At 23.9% G+C, this 15171-nt stretch carries 15 protein-coding genes and 1 other RNA gene; 8 read left to right on the forward strand and 8 right to left on the reverse strand.

Going from position 1 to position 15171, the window contains the following annotated elements:
• Window positions 1–4: 4 nt before the first annotated feature.
• The 4 genes from yfaE to gyrA all read right to left on the reverse strand — a co-directional run bounded on the left by yfaE (window position 5) and on the right by gyrA (window position 6359).
• On the reverse strand, window positions 5–265 hold the full coding sequence (yfaE, locus tag D9V62_RS00905; RefSeq protein ID WP_158339942.1) for a class I ribonucleotide reductase maintenance protein YfaE: 261 nt from the start codon (window positions 263–265) through the stop codon (window positions 5–7).
• 1 nt (window position 266) lies between these two features.
• Entirely contained in the window at window positions 267–1397 is a 1131-nt protein-coding gene (gene nrdB, locus D9V62_RS00910; protein WP_158339943.1) for a class Ia ribonucleoside-diphosphate reductase subunit beta, read from the reverse strand.
• Between the two features lie 52 nt (window positions 1398–1449).
• Entirely contained in the window at window positions 1450–3738 is a 2289-nt protein-coding gene (gene nrdA / locus D9V62_RS00915) for a class 1a ribonucleoside-diphosphate reductase subunit alpha (protein ID WP_158339944.1), read from the reverse strand.
• A 101-nt stretch (window positions 3739–3839) separates the two neighbouring features.
• The gene (gene gyrA / locus D9V62_RS00920) at window positions 3840–6359 is read right to left on the reverse strand and encodes a DNA topoisomerase (ATP-hydrolyzing) subunit A (RefSeq protein ID WP_158339945.1); all 2520 of its coding nucleotides are present in this window, start codon (window positions 6357–6359) and stop codon (window positions 3840–3842) included.
• 258 nt (window positions 6360–6617) lie between these two features.
• Between gyrA and D9V62_RS00925 the strand changes: the two genes are divergently transcribed.
• Window positions 6618–7337, forward strand: coding sequence for a DUF2076 domain-containing protein (locus D9V62_RS00925; RefSeq protein ID WP_158339946.1), 720 nt, complete (start codon window positions 6618–6620; stop codon window positions 7335–7337).
• A 100-nt stretch (window positions 7338–7437) separates the two neighbouring features.
• Here the strand turns inward: D9V62_RS00925 and D9V62_RS00930 are convergent, their stop codons facing one another.
• Window positions 7438–8034, reverse strand: coding sequence for a peroxiredoxin (locus D9V62_RS00930; RefSeq protein WP_158339947.1), 597 nt, complete (start codon window positions 8032–8034; stop codon window positions 7438–7440).
• Window positions 8035–8109: 75 nt separating this feature from the next.
• On the opposite strand from D9V62_RS00930, the gene ung reads away from it, so the two are divergent.
• Window positions 8110–8775: a uracil-DNA glycosylase gene (gene ung / locus D9V62_RS00935; RefSeq protein ID WP_158339948.1), complete on the forward strand. Its 666-nt coding sequence runs from the start codon at window positions 8110–8112 to the stop codon at window positions 8773–8775.
• 93 nt (window positions 8776–8868) lie between these two features.
• On the opposite strand, the gene grpE is transcribed toward ung, so the two are convergent.
• Window positions 8869–9444, reverse strand: a complete 576-nt coding sequence (gene grpE / locus D9V62_RS00940; protein ID WP_158339949.1) for a nucleotide exchange factor GrpE — start codon at window positions 9442–9444, stop codon at window positions 8869–8871.
• 112 nt (window positions 9445–9556) lie between these two features.
• Here grpE and nadK point away from each other — a divergent pair, with 112 nt between their 5' ends.
• Both nadK and bamE read left to right on the forward strand, forming a co-directional pair.
• A complete protein-coding gene (nadK, locus tag D9V62_RS00945) occupies window positions 9557–10435 on the forward strand; it encodes an NAD(+) kinase (RefSeq protein WP_158339950.1) in 879 nt (292 codons plus the stop codon).
• A 117-nt stretch (window positions 10436–10552) separates the two neighbouring features.
• Entirely contained in the window at window positions 10553–10879 is a 327-nt protein-coding gene (gene bamE, locus D9V62_RS00950; protein WP_158339951.1) for an outer membrane protein assembly factor BamE, read from the forward strand.
• A 20-nt stretch (window positions 10880–10899) separates the two neighbouring features.
• Here the strand turns inward: bamE and ssrA are convergent.
• Window positions 10900–11269: a transfer-messenger RNA gene (ssrA, locus tag D9V62_RS00955) on the reverse strand.
• Window positions 11270–11405: 136 nt separating this feature from the next.
• Between ssrA and grxD the strand changes: the two genes are divergently transcribed.
• Window positions 11406–11732 carry a Grx4 family monothiol glutaredoxin gene (grxD, locus tag D9V62_RS00960; RefSeq protein WP_158339952.1) on the forward strand — a complete coding sequence of 109 codons (327 nt, stop codon included), beginning with the start codon at window positions 11406–11408 and terminating at the stop codon, window positions 11730–11732.
• A gap of 111 nt (window positions 11733–11843) precedes the next feature.
• Here the strand turns inward: grxD and rnt are convergent, their stop codons facing one another.
• Window positions 11844–12485 carry a ribonuclease T gene (rnt, locus tag D9V62_RS00965; RefSeq protein WP_158339953.1) on the reverse strand — a complete coding sequence of 214 codons (642 nt, stop codon included), beginning with the start codon at window positions 12483–12485 and terminating at the stop codon, window positions 11844–11846.
• 177 nt (window positions 12486–12662) lie between these two features.
• Between rnt and D9V62_RS00970 the strand changes: the two genes are divergently transcribed.
• The 3 genes from D9V62_RS00970 (at window position 12663) to ychF (ending at window position 15106) form a co-directional block, all read left to right on the forward strand.
• On the forward strand, window positions 12663–13274 hold the full coding sequence (locus D9V62_RS00970; protein WP_158339954.1) for a Fe-Mn family superoxide dismutase: 612 nt from the start codon (window positions 12663–12665) through the stop codon (window positions 13272–13274).
• 139 nt (window positions 13275–13413) lie between these two features.
• The gene (gene pth, locus D9V62_RS00975; RefSeq protein WP_187312798.1) at window positions 13414–13947 is read left to right on the forward strand and encodes an aminoacyl-tRNA hydrolase; all 534 of its coding nucleotides are present in this window, start codon (window positions 13414–13416) and stop codon (window positions 13945–13947) included.
• 64 nt (window positions 13948–14011) lie between these two features.
• Window positions 14012–15106, forward strand: a complete 1095-nt coding sequence (gene ychF / locus D9V62_RS00980) for a redox-regulated ATPase YchF (RefSeq protein ID WP_158339956.1) — start codon at window positions 14012–14014, stop codon at window positions 15104–15106.
• Window positions 15107–15171 lie beyond the last annotated feature (65 nt).

Consider the following 15171-nt stretch of genomic DNA (forward strand, 5'->3'; position numbering starts at 1 on the left):
TTAATTAGATTTTAATTATAATATTACCGTTTGGCTGACAGCAACATGGAAAAATTTCATTTGTTTTAAATAAAGCAGCTATAGGCTGTTTTATTGGGTAACTTATTTTTCCTTTTATTATTTGTATACGACAAGTTCCACAATATCCAGACTTACATTGATATCCTATAAATATATTATTTTTTTCTAGAGTAGATAATAACGAAATATTTTGTGTGTAAAAAATTATTTTTTTATTTACTATTTCAATAGTAGAATTGCTCATTTTATAGTTTAAATTTTTTAAATTCTTGATTAGATACCTTAGAATCAATTTGACCTACTAAATAAGAACTAATTTCGGTTTCTTGAGGAGCATTTTGTATATAATCAGAGTTTAACCAAGAATCAATCCAAGGAATAGGATTAGATTTTTGTTGAAAAGGCATTTTTAAACCTATTGCATCCATACGAATATTAGTAATATATTCTATGTATTGACATAGTATATCTTTATTTAACCCTAACATTGAACCATCTCGAAATAAATATTCTGCCCATTTTTTTTCTTGCTCTGAAGCTGATATAAAAATTTTAATTACTATTTCTTGACATTCTTTAACAATATTGTGCATATTTTCATTATTTTTTTTATTACTTAAAAGATATAAAATGTGTTGAGTACCTGTTAAATGCAATGCTTCGTCTCTTGCAATTAATCTAATAATTTTTGCATTTCCTTCCATAATTTCTCTTTCTGCAAATGCAAATGAGCAAGCAAAACTTACATAAAACCTAATTGCTTCTAGCACATTAACACTAATTAAACACAGATATAATTTTTTCTTTAACAAATGTAAATTAATATAAATTTTTTTCTCATTTACTATGTGATGTCCTTCTCCTAATAAATGCCAATAACTAGTCATTTGGATTAATTCATCATAATAATTAGAAATATCTTTTGCTCTATCATTAATATTTTTATTACTTATAATATCATCAAAAATGATTGATGGATTATTAATAATATTTCTAATTATATGAGTATAAGAACGAGAGTGAATTGTTTCTGAAAATGACCATGTTTCAATCCATGTTTCTAATTCAGGAATAGATATAATAGGTAAAAAAGCAATGTTTGGACTTCGTCCTTGAATTGAATCGAGTAATGTTTGATATTTTAAATTACTAATAAAAATATGTTTTTCATGTGAAGGAAGGTTTTGAAAATCTATACGATCTTGTGACAAGTCTATCTCTTCTGGTCTCCAAAAAAATGAAAGTTGTTTTTCAATTAATTTTTCAAAAATATTATATTTTTGTTGATCATATCTAGCTATATTTACAGATTGTCCGAAAAACATAGGTTCTATTAACTGATTATTCTTTTTTTTTGAAAATGTTGTATAGGACACTTTTTATACCTAAAAAATAAATTTTTTACATTTTATGTAGTTTATCGAAATATTATATAATACAAGAACCACTTGTACAATTATCTTCTTTATTTGTTTTATATTTATTAAAATTATAATTATCTTCAGCTCCATCTCTTGTATTTTGGTAATATAAAGTTTTTATTCCTAGTTTGTATGCTATAAGTAAATCATATAATAGTTGTTTCATCGGTATTTTTTCGTTTTCAAATTTTTTGGGATCATAATTAGTATTTACTGAAATAGATTGATCAATAAATTTTTGCATAATAGCTACAAGTTCTAAGTATCCAGTATTATTTGGTATATTCCAAAGTAATTCATATTGTGCTTTTAATTTTTTATATTCTGGTACAACTTGTTTTAACATTCCATCTTTTGATGCTTTTATACTAATAAATCCTCTTGGCGGTTCAATACCATTGGTTGCATTAGATATTTGAGAAGATGTTTCTGACGGCATTAAAGCAGATAAAGTAGAATTTCTTAAACCATACTTTTTAATTTTTTTTCGTAATAAGTTCCAATTTAAATGTAATGGTTCATTACATATTATATCTATATCTTTTTTATATGTATCTATTGGTAATTTTCCTAAGTAATAATTTGTTTGATCGAATAATAGACATGATCCTTTTTCTTTAGCTAATTCACAAGAAGCTTGTAATAAATAATATTGTATTGCTTCAAAAGTTTTGTGTGTTAAATTTTTTGCGCTACCATCTGAATAACGAACTTTATTTTTAGCTAAATAATATGCAAAATTAATTACACCAATACCTAAAGAACGTCTTGAAATAGAGGATGTTTTTGCTGATATTATTGGATAGTTTTGATATTCTAATATTTCATCTAATGCTCGAACAGACAATATAGATAATTCTTCAAGTTCTTTTAAATGTTTAATTGATCCTAAATTTAAAGCTGATAATGTACAAAGAGCTATTTCTCCATTTTTATCATAAATATCATTTAATGGCTTGGTAGGCAATGTAATTTCTAAACATAAATTAGATTGCTTTATTGGGGCTAATTTAGGATTAAAGGGACTATGTGAATTACAATGATCTACATTTTGTATATAAATTCGTCCAGTTGAAGTTCTTTCTTGCATAATTAGAGAGAATAAATTAATTGCTTTGATGGTTTTTTTTCTTATATTTTTATTATTTTCATAATCAATGTATATTTCTTTAAATTTTTTTTGATCAGAAAAAAAAACTTCATATAACTCTGGAACATCAGAAGGACTAAATAATGTAATATTTGCACCTATCAACATTCTTTGATACATTAGTTTATTAATTTGAACAGCGTAATCAAGATGACGTACTCTGTTTTCTTCAACACCTCTATTATTTTTTAAAACTAATAGATTTTCAATCTCAAGATGCCAGATTGGATAAAAAACTGTCGCTGCTCCTCCTCTAACACCTCCCTGTGAACAAGATTTTACAGCACTTTGAAAATGTTTATAAAAAGGAATACACCCTGTATGAAATGCTTCTCCATTTCGAATTGGACTTCCTAAAGCTCTAATTTGACCAGCATTAATTCCAATACCAGCTCTTTGAGAAACATATTTAACAATACAACTAGCTGTGGCATTAATAGAGTTTAAATTATCTGCACATTCAATTAAAACACAAGAACTAAATTGACGAGTTGGTGTTCTTACACCTGACATAATTGGTGTAGGTAATGAAATTTTAAAGGTAGAAATTGCATTGTAAAATCTTTGAATATAATTCATGCGAATATTTTTAGGATATTTAGAAAATAAACATGCAGATATTAAAATATATAGAAATTGTGCACTTTCGTAAATTTTTCCAGTAATACGATTCTGTAATAAATATTTTCCTTCTAATTGTTTGACAGCGGCATAAGAAAAATTCATATCACGGCGATGATCAATAAAAGAATCCATTATTACATATTCTTTAAAAGAGTAATCTTGTAATAAGTTTTTATCATATTTCCCCAAATTTACTAATTTTTTTACATGATTATATAGTACTGGTGGTTCAAATTGACCATAAGCCTTTTTTCTTAAATGAAAAATAGCAAGTCTCGCGGCAAGATATTGATAATCAGGTGTATCTTGAGATATTAAATCTGCTGCAGCTTTAATAATTGTTTCATGTATATTAATGGTTGTTATGTTATTATAAAATTGAATACGTGATCGTAATTCTACTTGAGAAACAGATATATCTTCTAGTCCTTTAGCTGCCCAATTTAAAACTTTATGAATTTTGTCTAAGTTTATTTTTTCTTGTGTTCCGTTACGTTTAGTCACGAATAGACTATTTTTCATATTTACTTAACCTGTTGTACAGACATAATTTTTTAGATAAAAATTTTTTGAATTTAAAAAAAGTATTAGTTTATGTAATTTAAATGATTAATATATTTTGATTATATAGATTTTACAATAGGTTCGACAATTCTTTGTAAAGCAACAACTTTTTCGTTTTTTGATGTTCGTGTTAAAATTACACCCTGTGTATTTCTTTTAAATACTCCTATTTCTGAGACTCTAATTCTAACTAATGTTCCTGCGTTAGTAATCATCATAATTTGATCTTTATCTATTACTTGTATAGCACCAATTATTTTTCCATTTTTTTTTGTTATTTTTATTGAAATTACTCCTTGTGTTGCACGTGATTTAATTGGAAAATCAGAAATTTTTGTACGTTTTCCATATCCGTTATTAGTCGCTATTAAAATACTTGTTTTTTCATTAGGTACAATTAATGAGACTACTTTATCATTTTTTAGTATTTTAATACCTCTTACTCCAGAAGCAGTTCTACCCATAGCTCTAACACTATTCTCTGAAAATTGAACTACTTTCCCATTTTGGGTAAATAGCATAATGTTATTTTTTCCATTAGTTAGTGCTACTCCAATTAATTCATCATCAGTTTTTAAATTAATAGCGATAATTCCAGCAGATCTAGGTTTTTGAAATTTTTTTAAAGAACTTTTTTTAACTATACCTTGCGAAGTAGCCATAAAAATATTAAGATTATCTTTATATTCATGAACAGGTAAAATTGCTGTAATTCTTTCTTTATTATTTAATGGTAATAAATTTACTATAGGTCTACCTTTTGCATGTCTACTAGATTCTGGTAGCTGATATACCTTCATCCAATATAAAATACCTCGACTAGAAAAGCACAATATAGTGTCATGTGTGTTTGCAATTACTAAATTTTGTATAAAATCTTCCTCTTTAATCTTAGCAGCAGATTTTCCTTTTCCTCCTCTTTTTTGTGCGTTATAATCAGAAATAGGTTGATATTTAACGTATCCAGAATGAGATAATGTAACTACTACATCTTCTTGAGTAATTAAATCTTCAATGTTAATATCATTATGATGTTCATTGATTTCTGTTTTTCTTTTATCATTAAAATTACATTGTATTAAAAGTAATTCTTCTTTAATAACTTCCAGCATACGATTTGGGTTTTTTAATATTTCTTTTAATTCGATAGTTTTATTTATTAAATTATTATATTCTAAAACAATTTTATTTTGCTCTAAATTAGTTAGTCTTTGTAATTTTAAATCTAAAATAGCTTGCGCTTGCTTTTTACTAAAGCAGTAATAATTATTTTTTTCGTTTATTTTTTTTATTGCTGTAATATTTTGAGTGTTACATTGTATATTTTTATACATCCATTTTGTTTCTATAATATTTTTTTTTGCTTCTATTAAATTTTTAGAATTTTTAATTAAATCAATAATAAGATTGATATTTGTTAAAGCAACACTTAATCCTTCAAGAATATGAGTACGTTTAAGCGCTTTTTTTAACTCAAAAATACTACGACGTGTGACTATTTCTTTTCTATGTGATATAAAATATTGAATTATTTCTTTTAAAGGTAATGTTTTTGGTTGTCCACGACATAATGCAACCATATTTATTCCAAAAGAAATTTGTAGTTGCGTAAGAGAATATAATTGATTTAAAATTATTTCTGATAAAGCTTCTTTTTTAATTTCAATTACAATTCTCATTCCATCTTTGTCAGATTCATCACGTAAAGCTGTAATACCATCAATTCTCTTATCTTTTACTAACTCAGCTATTTTTTCTATTAAACGTGATTTATTTACTTGGTAAGGGATTTCATAAAAAACGATTGTTTCTTTATTATTTTTTTTATTTTTTTCAATTTTATTACGTGCACGAATATAGATTTTTCCCTTTCCAGTACGATATGCTTCTTCAATACCTGTTTTTCCATTAATAATCCCAGCTGTTGGAAAATCTGGTCCTGGAATGTATTTTATTAATTCTTGTAACGTAATGTTGTTGTTTTCTATATAGGCTAAACATCCATTAATTACTTCATATAAATTATGAGGTGGAATATTTGTTGCCATTCCAACAGCTATTCCAGATGATCCATTAATTAAAAGATTTGGTATTTTAGATGGTAATATTTCAGGAATATACTCAGTTCCATCATAATTAGGAACAAATTCAACGGTGTTTTTTTCGAGATCTGCTAATAATTCATGAGCTATTTTAGACATTCGAATTTCTGTATATCTCATAGCTGCTGCTGCATCTCCATCTACGGATCCAAAATTGCCTTGACCATCTATCAACATATATCTTAATGAAAAATTTTGAGCCATTCGTACTATTGAATCATATACAGCAGAATCACCATGTGGATGGTATTTACCAATTACATCACCTACAATTCTAGCAGATTTTTTATATGATTTATTCCAATCATTATTTAATATATACATTGCAAAAAGTATTCTTCGATGAACTGGCTTTAAACCATCTCGAACGTCAGGTAAAGCTCTACCGACTATAACGGACATAGCATAGTCTAAATATGAGCTTTTTAATTCTTTTTCAATATTAACTTGTATGATTTCTCGTGCAAGTTCTTTCATAATAACTATTGTCTCTTTTTGAATTAATAAAATAATTAAGTAAAAATTATAACATAATTAATATATTAGATGCATTGAAAGAAATAAATTCTATATTTAAAAATATACTTTAATTAATTAGTTAATATTTAAAAATATTTTTTATATTGTTTATTTTAAATGAAAGTATTAAAATAATAGTTTATTAAAACTATTTTATTAATATTCAACAATATTAAAAATAATATTTTTTATTTTAATTAAATATGAGATCTTTTTATGAAAGATGAAGAAAAAAAATTAATAGAAAATTTGTTTCATCGTTTAAAAAATACTGAATTAAATTCTTCTGAACGAGATGATGAAGCAAATAGTTTAATACAAGATTTAGTAAAAAAACAACCATACTCTCCTTATTATATGACACAAACAATATTAATCCAAGAAACAGCAATAAAGAAATTAAGTTTAAAAGTTGAAGAATTAAATAATACTATATCGAACTTAAATTCAAATAAGGTTATTAAAAAACCTAGTTTTTTATCTAGTTTTTTTAGAAAAGAACCTATTTCTTCAGAAACATCTAATAATATTTGGGGAAAAAATCAAAATATTTCAGGTTCTTATAATCCCTTACCAGCATCTTCTTCAGCTATAAGTAATAGTAATAGCAGTGGTAGTAATAGTGGGTTTATTAAAAATGCTTTGCAAACTGCAACTGGTGTAGCAGGAGGAATGATTTTAGGTAATATGTTAATGAATGTTTTTAATCATAGCAAACCTGAAGAAGAAATATTCGATACCATTAATGAATCTTCTATATCTAATATAGAAGCAAATGAATTTCATACAGATAATGAACACAACTTAATTGATTACAATGATCAACATCATCCTTATGCAGATGAAAATATATCTAATTTTGATGATAATCATATTAATGAAATTAGCGGTATAAACGATGATATGGATGACATTAATGATGATAATTTTATTTAATTATTTAAAATAAAATATTTGATATAAAATTTTTTTTAAATTTAAAAATTTAAATAAAGCCAGCATATTTTTTTGCTGACTTTAAACATAATAATAATTTTTAAGAAAAATGTTTATTTAAATATGAAGAAATTCCTTTTAAAGAAGTAGTTATTCCATCTTTTCCTGGTTCCCAATTTGCAGGGCATACTTCTCCATATTGGTTATGAAATTCTATAGCGTCTATCATTCGTATTATTTCATTTATATTTCGTCCAAATGGTAGATCATTAATAACTTGATGACGTATTATCCAATTTTTATCAATAATAAACGAAGCTCTTAATGCTATATTTAATTCTGGATGTTCAATACCATAAGATTTTTGAATTTCATGTTTGATATCAGATATCATGGGAAATTTAATTTTTCCGATTCCTCCATTTTTAGGGAGAGTATTTTGCCATGCCTGATGTACAAAAACACTATCAATAGATACACCTACAATTTTTACATTTCGTTTTTGAAACTTTTCATAAGATTTATTAAATTCCATAATTTCAGAAGGACATACAAAAGTAAAATCCATAGGCCAAAAAAATAACATAACTGATTGACCATTAGAGTATTTCTTTAAATCAAAATTATTAATGATTTCACCATTACTTAAAACTGCTGGAGCTATAAAATTTGGTGCTTTTTTTGTAACTAAAATCATTTTTTTCCCCTTTAGAATTAAAGTTATATTTTTTAAAAATATTTTATTTAATTAAATTAAAAAAAGAGTTTTTTTATGAGCAATAGTTTAACTTGGAAAGATATTTTATCTCAAGAAAAAAAAAAATATTTTTTTAATATTATTAATTATATTAAAAAAGAACGTTTAAAAAAAATAATTTATCCTTCTTCAAAAGATGTATTTAATGCTTTTTTATTAACTTCTTTTGATAAAATAAAAGTAGTTATTATTGGACAGGATCCTTATTTTTCAAATAATCAAGCCCATGGATTAGCGTTTTCTGTACCAAAAAATGAAAATATACCACCTTCTTTAAAAAACATATATAAAGAATTAAATAGTGATTTTAAAAAAAATTATATATTTAATCATGGTTGTCTTGAAAACTGGGCAAAACAAGGTGTTTTTTTATTAAATACTATTTTAACTGTAGAATTAGGAAAGCCAAAATCTCACAATCATATAGGATGGGAGATATTTACTAATAAAGTAATTTTTTGCATTAGTAAATATAAAAAATCTATTATTTTTTTGCTTTGGGGAAATAATGCCCATAAAAAATACAATTTAATTGATATTAGTAAACACTATGTTTTAAAAGCATCACATCCATCTCCATTATCAGCATATCGTGGTTTTTTTGGATGTAGACATTTTTCTAAAACTAATAAAATATTAATAAAATGTAAAAAAAAAGAAATTAATTGGTTTGATATTTAAATTAATATATAAAAATAGAAAAAATTTAAATAATTTTTTCTATTTTTATCTAAATTAATAGGATGAATTTTTATTTAAGAAATATAGATTTTTTTAAGTTTTAGAAATTATTACTAATGCTTTTCGAAGCATAATAGTTTTGAAGCTAAAACCTTTTCGTTTTACTGAAATAATATGATTAGGTTGTATTTCTGTTGAATTTTCGGTTAATATAATATCATGAATTTTTGGATTAAAAATTTCATTTTGTTTTCCTTCTATTTTTACTCCAAATTTATATAATATTTTTAATAAAGATTTCAACGTTAATTGTATTCCTTGTATTAACGGTTCTTTATCTAAATTTAATTTTTTAGAAAAATATAGTGTATCTTCTAATGCATCTATGATAGGAATAACTTTTTTAAAAAATTCCTCTTTTTTTATATTTTTTATATTTTTTATTTCTATTTCATTGTTTTTTTTGATATTTTCTATAAATGCTAAATGTCTTAATTGTATATCATGAATTTTTTTTTGATTATTTAACAATTTTTCTTTTAATTTATTTAATTCATTTATATTTTTTTGTTCAATTTCAGAATGATTATTTTGTTTTTCTTTTTTTTCTTTTTTTATATCTTGTTTTTCAATGTTTATATTTTTTGATTGTTTTTCTTCAGTATCCATAATATCACCGTTTTAAACATTACTGATTAGTTAAATATAAATTTTTAATATGTCTTTCAAAGTTGATTCATGTATTAATTAAATAGATATATTCATTAGGGATTTTAATGCAATGAAGCAATATTTTAATTGTATCGGTATTGTTGGACGTCCTCGTCATTCTAATGCATTAACAACACACGAGATACTTTATAAATGGCTAATTAAAAGAGGTTATAAAGTTTTTGTTGAATATAACGTTGCTAAAAAATTAAAGTTAAAAAATCCAAAAACCGCTACATTAATAGAAATTGGTAAGCTTTGTGACTTAGCCATAGTAATTGGTGGAGATGGAAATTTATTATTTACAGCTCGAATTTTATCATATTTTAATATTAAAATCATTGGTATTAATCGAGGAAATTTAGGTTTTTTAACAGATTTAAATCCTGATAATCGATTTAAAAAATTATCAGAAGTATTATCTGGAAAATTCTTTATAGAAAATCGTTTTTTATTAGATGTAAAAATTTATAAGAAATCAAAAATTTATAAATCTAGTATAGCTGTTAATGAGGTTGTGTTACATCCTAAAAATGTAGCTCATATGATAGAGTTTGAAGTTTATATTGATGAAAAATTTGCTTTTTCACAACGTTCAGATGGATTAATTATTTCAACTCCAACAGGTTCTACAGGATACTCATTATCTGCAGGAGGACCAATTATAGAAGCTTCTTTAGAAGCTATACTATTAATACCTATGTTTCCTCATACTTTATCAGCTCGACCATTGGTAATTAGAAGTGATAGTATTATTTGTTTAAAGTTTTCTAATTTAGAAAAAAAATTAAAAATTAGTTGTGATAGTCAAATAGTTTTACCTGTTAATAAAAATGAACATGTTGTACTTCAAAGAAGTAATTATCATTTAAATCTTGTTCACCCAAAAAGCTATAATTATTTTGATACTTTAACTTCAAAGTTAAATTGGTCTAAAAAATTTTTTTAAAAATTATATAATATTTTTTAATATGTAATATATATCAATATAATTTAGTGTAAAATTAAAAAATTACATATTTTTTTTGATAATATTTTATATAAAGTACTAGGAAAAAATTTGTTAATGAATATTCAAATATTTGTAGTTAAAATATTATTAATAACTTTTTTATTGACTAGTTGTTCATTTTTAGACAATAAAAATTATAATTCTAATAATATAGATGATTTTTGTTTGAGTTTAAATAAGTTTAAAAAAAATTATAAAGGTATGACAAGAGAACAAATAATTTATATTTTTGGAAACCCGATAATTTCTGATACTTTTAGTGATACTTATCATTATATTTTTTGTAAACCATTTAAAGAAGATATATGTCAAAAAAAAATATTAAATATTTTTTTTAAAAAAGATAAAGTTTTTTATTTTAGTATTGAAAAAATTGAGTAAATGTATAATATTTAAAAATTTTGGAGCTGGCGGGATTTGAACCCGCGTCCAAAATTTCTATAAATAAAGATCCTACATGCTTAGCTTTTCTAATTATATTCTCCTCCTAATTTGGAAAAACGCATTTTAGGAGTATAGCTTGAATAAATATTATCGTGTGACAACCAAGCATTGTTTTCACGTTTTCTCTTTAGTAAATGACCTTTAATAAATTTCTCGTTATAAAAGAGTTAATTTCGAGAATAAAGGGCTTTATACAGTTTTTTAAGCTGCTAATGCGTAGTTTTGTTTATTATTTGTAGCTATTTTTTTACGGCTTTTTACGAGGCAAACCGTTCCTCGGCATGCACTTTATTTGTTTGATAATTTTGTCGAATCCAGAACAGCCCCATACTTTGATTATAAATATTTAATTTATTAGTATTACAAAAAAAAATAAAATTGTCTATAAAATATTTTAAGATTGTTTATAGTTAAAATTTTTTAATGCTGTGTAGATTTATAAATTTTAGACATGGAGTAAATTATGGACGTAATTAAAAAAATAGAACGTCAAATTAAAGATAATATTATTTTAATTTACATGAAAGGAACACCAAGCTCTCCTAGTTGTGGGTTTTCCGCCCAAGCAGTTCAAGCTTTATCATTATGTGGAGAAAAATTTGCATACGTAGATATTTTGGAAAATACAGATATTAGACAAGAACTACCTAAATATGCAAATTGGCCTACATTTCCTCAAATATGGATAGATGGTGAGTTGATAGGAGGTTGTAGTATTATTATGGAAATGTTCCAAAATGGAGAATTACAAAAATTAATATCTAAAACGATAAAAAAATATAAGAAATAGAATTTAATTTATAAAATTAGTTTTGAAAAAGATATGACATTTTAAATAAATTTATTATTAATGTCATATCTTTAATTATATTGAAGAAATATATAAAATCTAAAATAGTATTTATTTGCGTATATTTATTGGCCATCCACCTAAACGTTTCCAACGATTAACTAATTCACAAAAAAGATTTGCAGTTTGTAACGTATCATAAAGTGCAGAATGAGCTTGATTGTTATCAAATGTTAATCCAATAGCTTTGCATGCTTTTGCTAAAACAGTCTCTCCTACAACTAATGCACTTAGTGTGGCAGTATCAAATGTAACAAATGGATGAAATGGATTTTGTTTAATTTTAACTCTTTGTATTACCTCCATTAAAAAGTTGTGATCGAAACTAGCGTTATGTGCAACTATAATACTCTTTCTACAACCTTCTATTTTAATTCCTTTCTTTACTGTTTCTAATATTGATTCAATTGCTAATTTTTCACTAATAGCACCACGTAATGGATTAAATGGATCAATTTTATTAAATGCAATAGCATCAGCGTTAATAATAGACCCTTTAAAGGGTTTAATATGAAAATGAAGTGTATTTTCTTTATGCAACCATCCTAATTTATCCATTTTCAATGTGATTAAAGCAATTTCTAATACTGCATCGGTTTTCGGATTAAACCCAGCTGTTTCAATATCAATAACTACCGGATAAAAATTTCGGAATCGATTACTTAATAAATTAAATTCTTGCGTTGTAGACATTTACATCTCATTTGAAAAATTATTGTTTTCATTTTATAAAATTAATTTTTATATTTTGTATATTTATTATGATTCTTGTTTATTACATAATAATTGTACTATAATTTAATATAATATTTAAGATGAAATTTTTAATTTAATTTCATATGATACCTTATATTTTAATAGGAAAATAAAATGAGTTATTTTTTACCTGCTATACCTTATGCATATAATGCATTAGAACCTTATTTTGATGAAAAAACAATGAAAATTCATCATACAAAACATCATCAAAATTATATTAATAATACCAATGCTATATTAAAAGATACTGCTTTTGATTCTCTTTCAATTGAAGAATTGATGTCTATATTTAATGAAATAAGTTTAGAAAACAAGAATGTATTACGTAATAACGCAGGTGGACATATAAATCATAGTTTTTTTTGGAAATCTTTAAAAATCAACACTGTATTAAATAGTAATATAAAACTAGAATTAGAAAAAAGTTTTGAAAGTATTGAACTTTTTAAAAATCGATTTGAAGAAGTTGCTATGAAACATTTTGGTTCAGGTTGGGTTTGGTTAGTTAATCAAAATGGAAAACTTAATATAGTATCTACTACGAATCAAGATAATCCATTAATGGGAAAATTAATTTCAAATACTTATGGTGAACCTATTTTAGGTTTAGATATTTGGGAACATGCATATTATTTAAAATATCAAAATAATAAATTAGACTATATTAAAGCATTTTGGAATGTAGTAGATTGGAATAAAGTTGATAGTCGTTTACAAAAATAAGAATTGATTTATTAGTAGTAATTATATTATTTAAATAAATAATATTTAAATTTTATACTTTAAAACATATAATATTTATTATTATATGTTTTTATATATTTACAAAAATATTAAAGGGTTATTTTTGAGTACTATTAAGATGATTGTGGGGTTATCTAATCCTAAAAAAAAATATCATAATACACGTCATAATATAGGTTCCTGGTATATTTACGCTTTATCAAAACATTTGAATAAATTATTAAGAGAAGAAAAAAAATTTTTTGGTTTTACTACTTCTATTAATATATATTCTAATAATATTCGTTTATTTGTACCTAATATTTTTATGAATATTAATGGTAGTGCAGTATATCAAATAGCTAAATTTTACAATATTCATTTAAATGAGATATTAGTAGTACATGACGATTTAGATTTAGAGTCTGGAAAATTAAAGTTAAAATATAGTTATGGACATAGTGGTCATAATGGTTTAAGAAGCATTATTAATAATTTTAATAATAAAACAAATTTTTATAGGTTTAGAATTGGAATTGGTCGACCAAAAGATAAAAAAGAAATATCATCTTTTGTGCTTTCAGAGCCTATAGCAAAAGAAATTGATTTAATTAACATATCTATTCAAAATGCTATAAAAGAAACTTATATACTATTAAGTAATATTGCTTAACTGAATATGAATTATTTTATTTTTTTAATATGCGATAAAATTATTTATTTTAAGGTATATAAATATGGGTTTTAAATGCGGTATTATAGGACTTCCTAATGTTGGAAAGTCTACTTTGTTTAATGCCTTAACTAAAGGAAATTCTACAGTTGCAAATTTTCCATTTTGTACAATTAAACCAAACATTGGAATAGTTTCCGTTCCTGATATTCGTATCTACGAACTTGCTAAAATTATTTCTCCTAAAAAAATAGTAAATGCATATATAGAATTTGTAGATATTGCTGGTTTAGTTAAAGGTGCATCTAAAGGAGAGGGTTTAGGAAATCAGTTTTTAAGTAATATTAGAGATACTCAGGCCATTGCACATGTTGTGCGTTGTTTTAAAGATGATAATATTAGTCATATTTACAATGAAATTAAACCTAAACATGATGTTGATACAATTAATTCTGAGCTTATATTATCTGATTTTGATACTTGTGAAAAATCTATATTAAGATTAAAAAAAAATTTAAAAAATGATGTTAAAGAAATAGAAAAAAAATTAAATGTTTTAGATAAATGCATGAATCATTTAAAGCAATTTTTGATGTTAAAAACATTAAAATTAAATAAAATAGAAAAACAATTAATTAGTGATTTTCGATTTTTAACTTTAAAACCAACAATGTATATTGCAAATATTAATGAAGATAAAGACTCTTTAATTTTTTTAAATGAATTAAATGAAATAGCAAAAATAGATAATTCTTTAGTTATTCCGATTTTTTCTAATTTAGAATTAGATTTAGTTAAAATGGATAGACAAGAACAGAAAGATTTTATGAAAGCTTTTAATATAAAAAATTTAGGGCTAAATGAAATTATTAAATATGGTTATAAAATACTTAATTTAATAACATTTTTTACAGTAGGTATTAAAGAAATTCATGCTTGGTCAATACCTAAAGGTAGCACAAGTATACAAGCTGCTCATAAAATTCATAGTGATTTTAGCAAAGGTTTTATTCGTGCTCAAATTATTAAGTATTTAGATTTTATTCAATATAAAAGTGAAATTCAAGTTAAAGAAATGGGTAAATGTAAAATTGAAGGAAAAAATTATATAGTTGAAGATGGTGATATTGTAAATTTTTTGTTTAATGTTTCAAATTAATTAAAATATTTAAATAAACTCTTAATATTTATTCATTTATTTTCAATTTTTTTAGAGAGGAAAAA

This window comes from Buchnera aphidicola (Aphis helianthi), assembly GCF_005083845.1.
Classification (GTDB): Bacteria; Pseudomonadota; Gammaproteobacteria; order Enterobacterales; family Enterobacteriaceae; genus Buchnera; species Buchnera aphidicola_AW.

Bases quoted from the DNA above. Each gene is read 5' to 3' on its own strand.
- yfaE (WP_158339942.1), bottom strand. From the start codon at position 265: ATGAGCAATTCTACTATTGAAATAGTAAATAAAAAAATAATTTTTTAC.
- nrdA (WP_158339944.1), bottom strand. From the start codon at position 3,738: ATGAAAAATAGTCTATTCGTGACTAAACGTAACGGAACACAAGAAAAA.
- gyrA (WP_158339945.1), bottom strand. From the start codon at position 6,359: ATGAAAGAACTTGCACGAGAAATCATACAAGTTAATATTGAAAAAGAA.
- D9V62_RS00925 (WP_158339946.1), top strand. From the start codon at position 6,618: ATGAAAGATGAAGAAAAAAAATTAATAGAAAATTTGTTTCATCGTTTA.
- D9V62_RS00930 (WP_158339947.1), bottom strand. From the start codon at position 8,034: ATGATTTTAGTTACAAAAAAAGCACCAAATTTTATAGCTCCAGCAGTT.
- ung (WP_158339948.1), top strand. From the start codon at position 8,110: ATGAGCAATAGTTTAACTTGGAAAGATATTTTATCTCAAGAAAAAAAA.
- grpE (WP_158339949.1), bottom strand. From the start codon at position 9,444: ATGGATACTGAAGAAAAACAATCAAAAAATATAAACATTGAAAAACAA.
- nadK (WP_158339950.1), top strand. From the start codon at position 9,557: ATGAAGCAATATTTTAATTGTATCGGTATTGTTGGACGTCCTCGTCAT.
- bamE (WP_158339951.1), top strand. From the start codon at position 10,553: ATGAATATTCAAATATTTGTAGTTAAAATATTATTAATAACTTTTTTA.
- grxD (WP_158339952.1), top strand. From the start codon at position 11,406: ATGGACGTAATTAAAAAAATAGAACGTCAAATTAAAGATAATATTATT.
- rnt (WP_158339953.1), bottom strand. From the start codon at position 12,485: ATGTCTACAACGCAAGAATTTAATTTATTAAGTAATCGATTCCGAAAT.
- D9V62_RS00970 (WP_158339954.1), top strand. From the start codon at position 12,663: ATGAGTTATTTTTTACCTGCTATACCTTATGCATATAATGCATTAGAA.
- pth (WP_187312798.1), top strand. From the start codon at position 13,414: ATGATTGTGGGGTTATCTAATCCTAAAAAAAAATATCATAATACACGT.
- ychF (WP_158339956.1), top strand. From the start codon at position 14,012: ATGGGTTTTAAATGCGGTATTATAGGACTTCCTAATGTTGGAAAGTCT.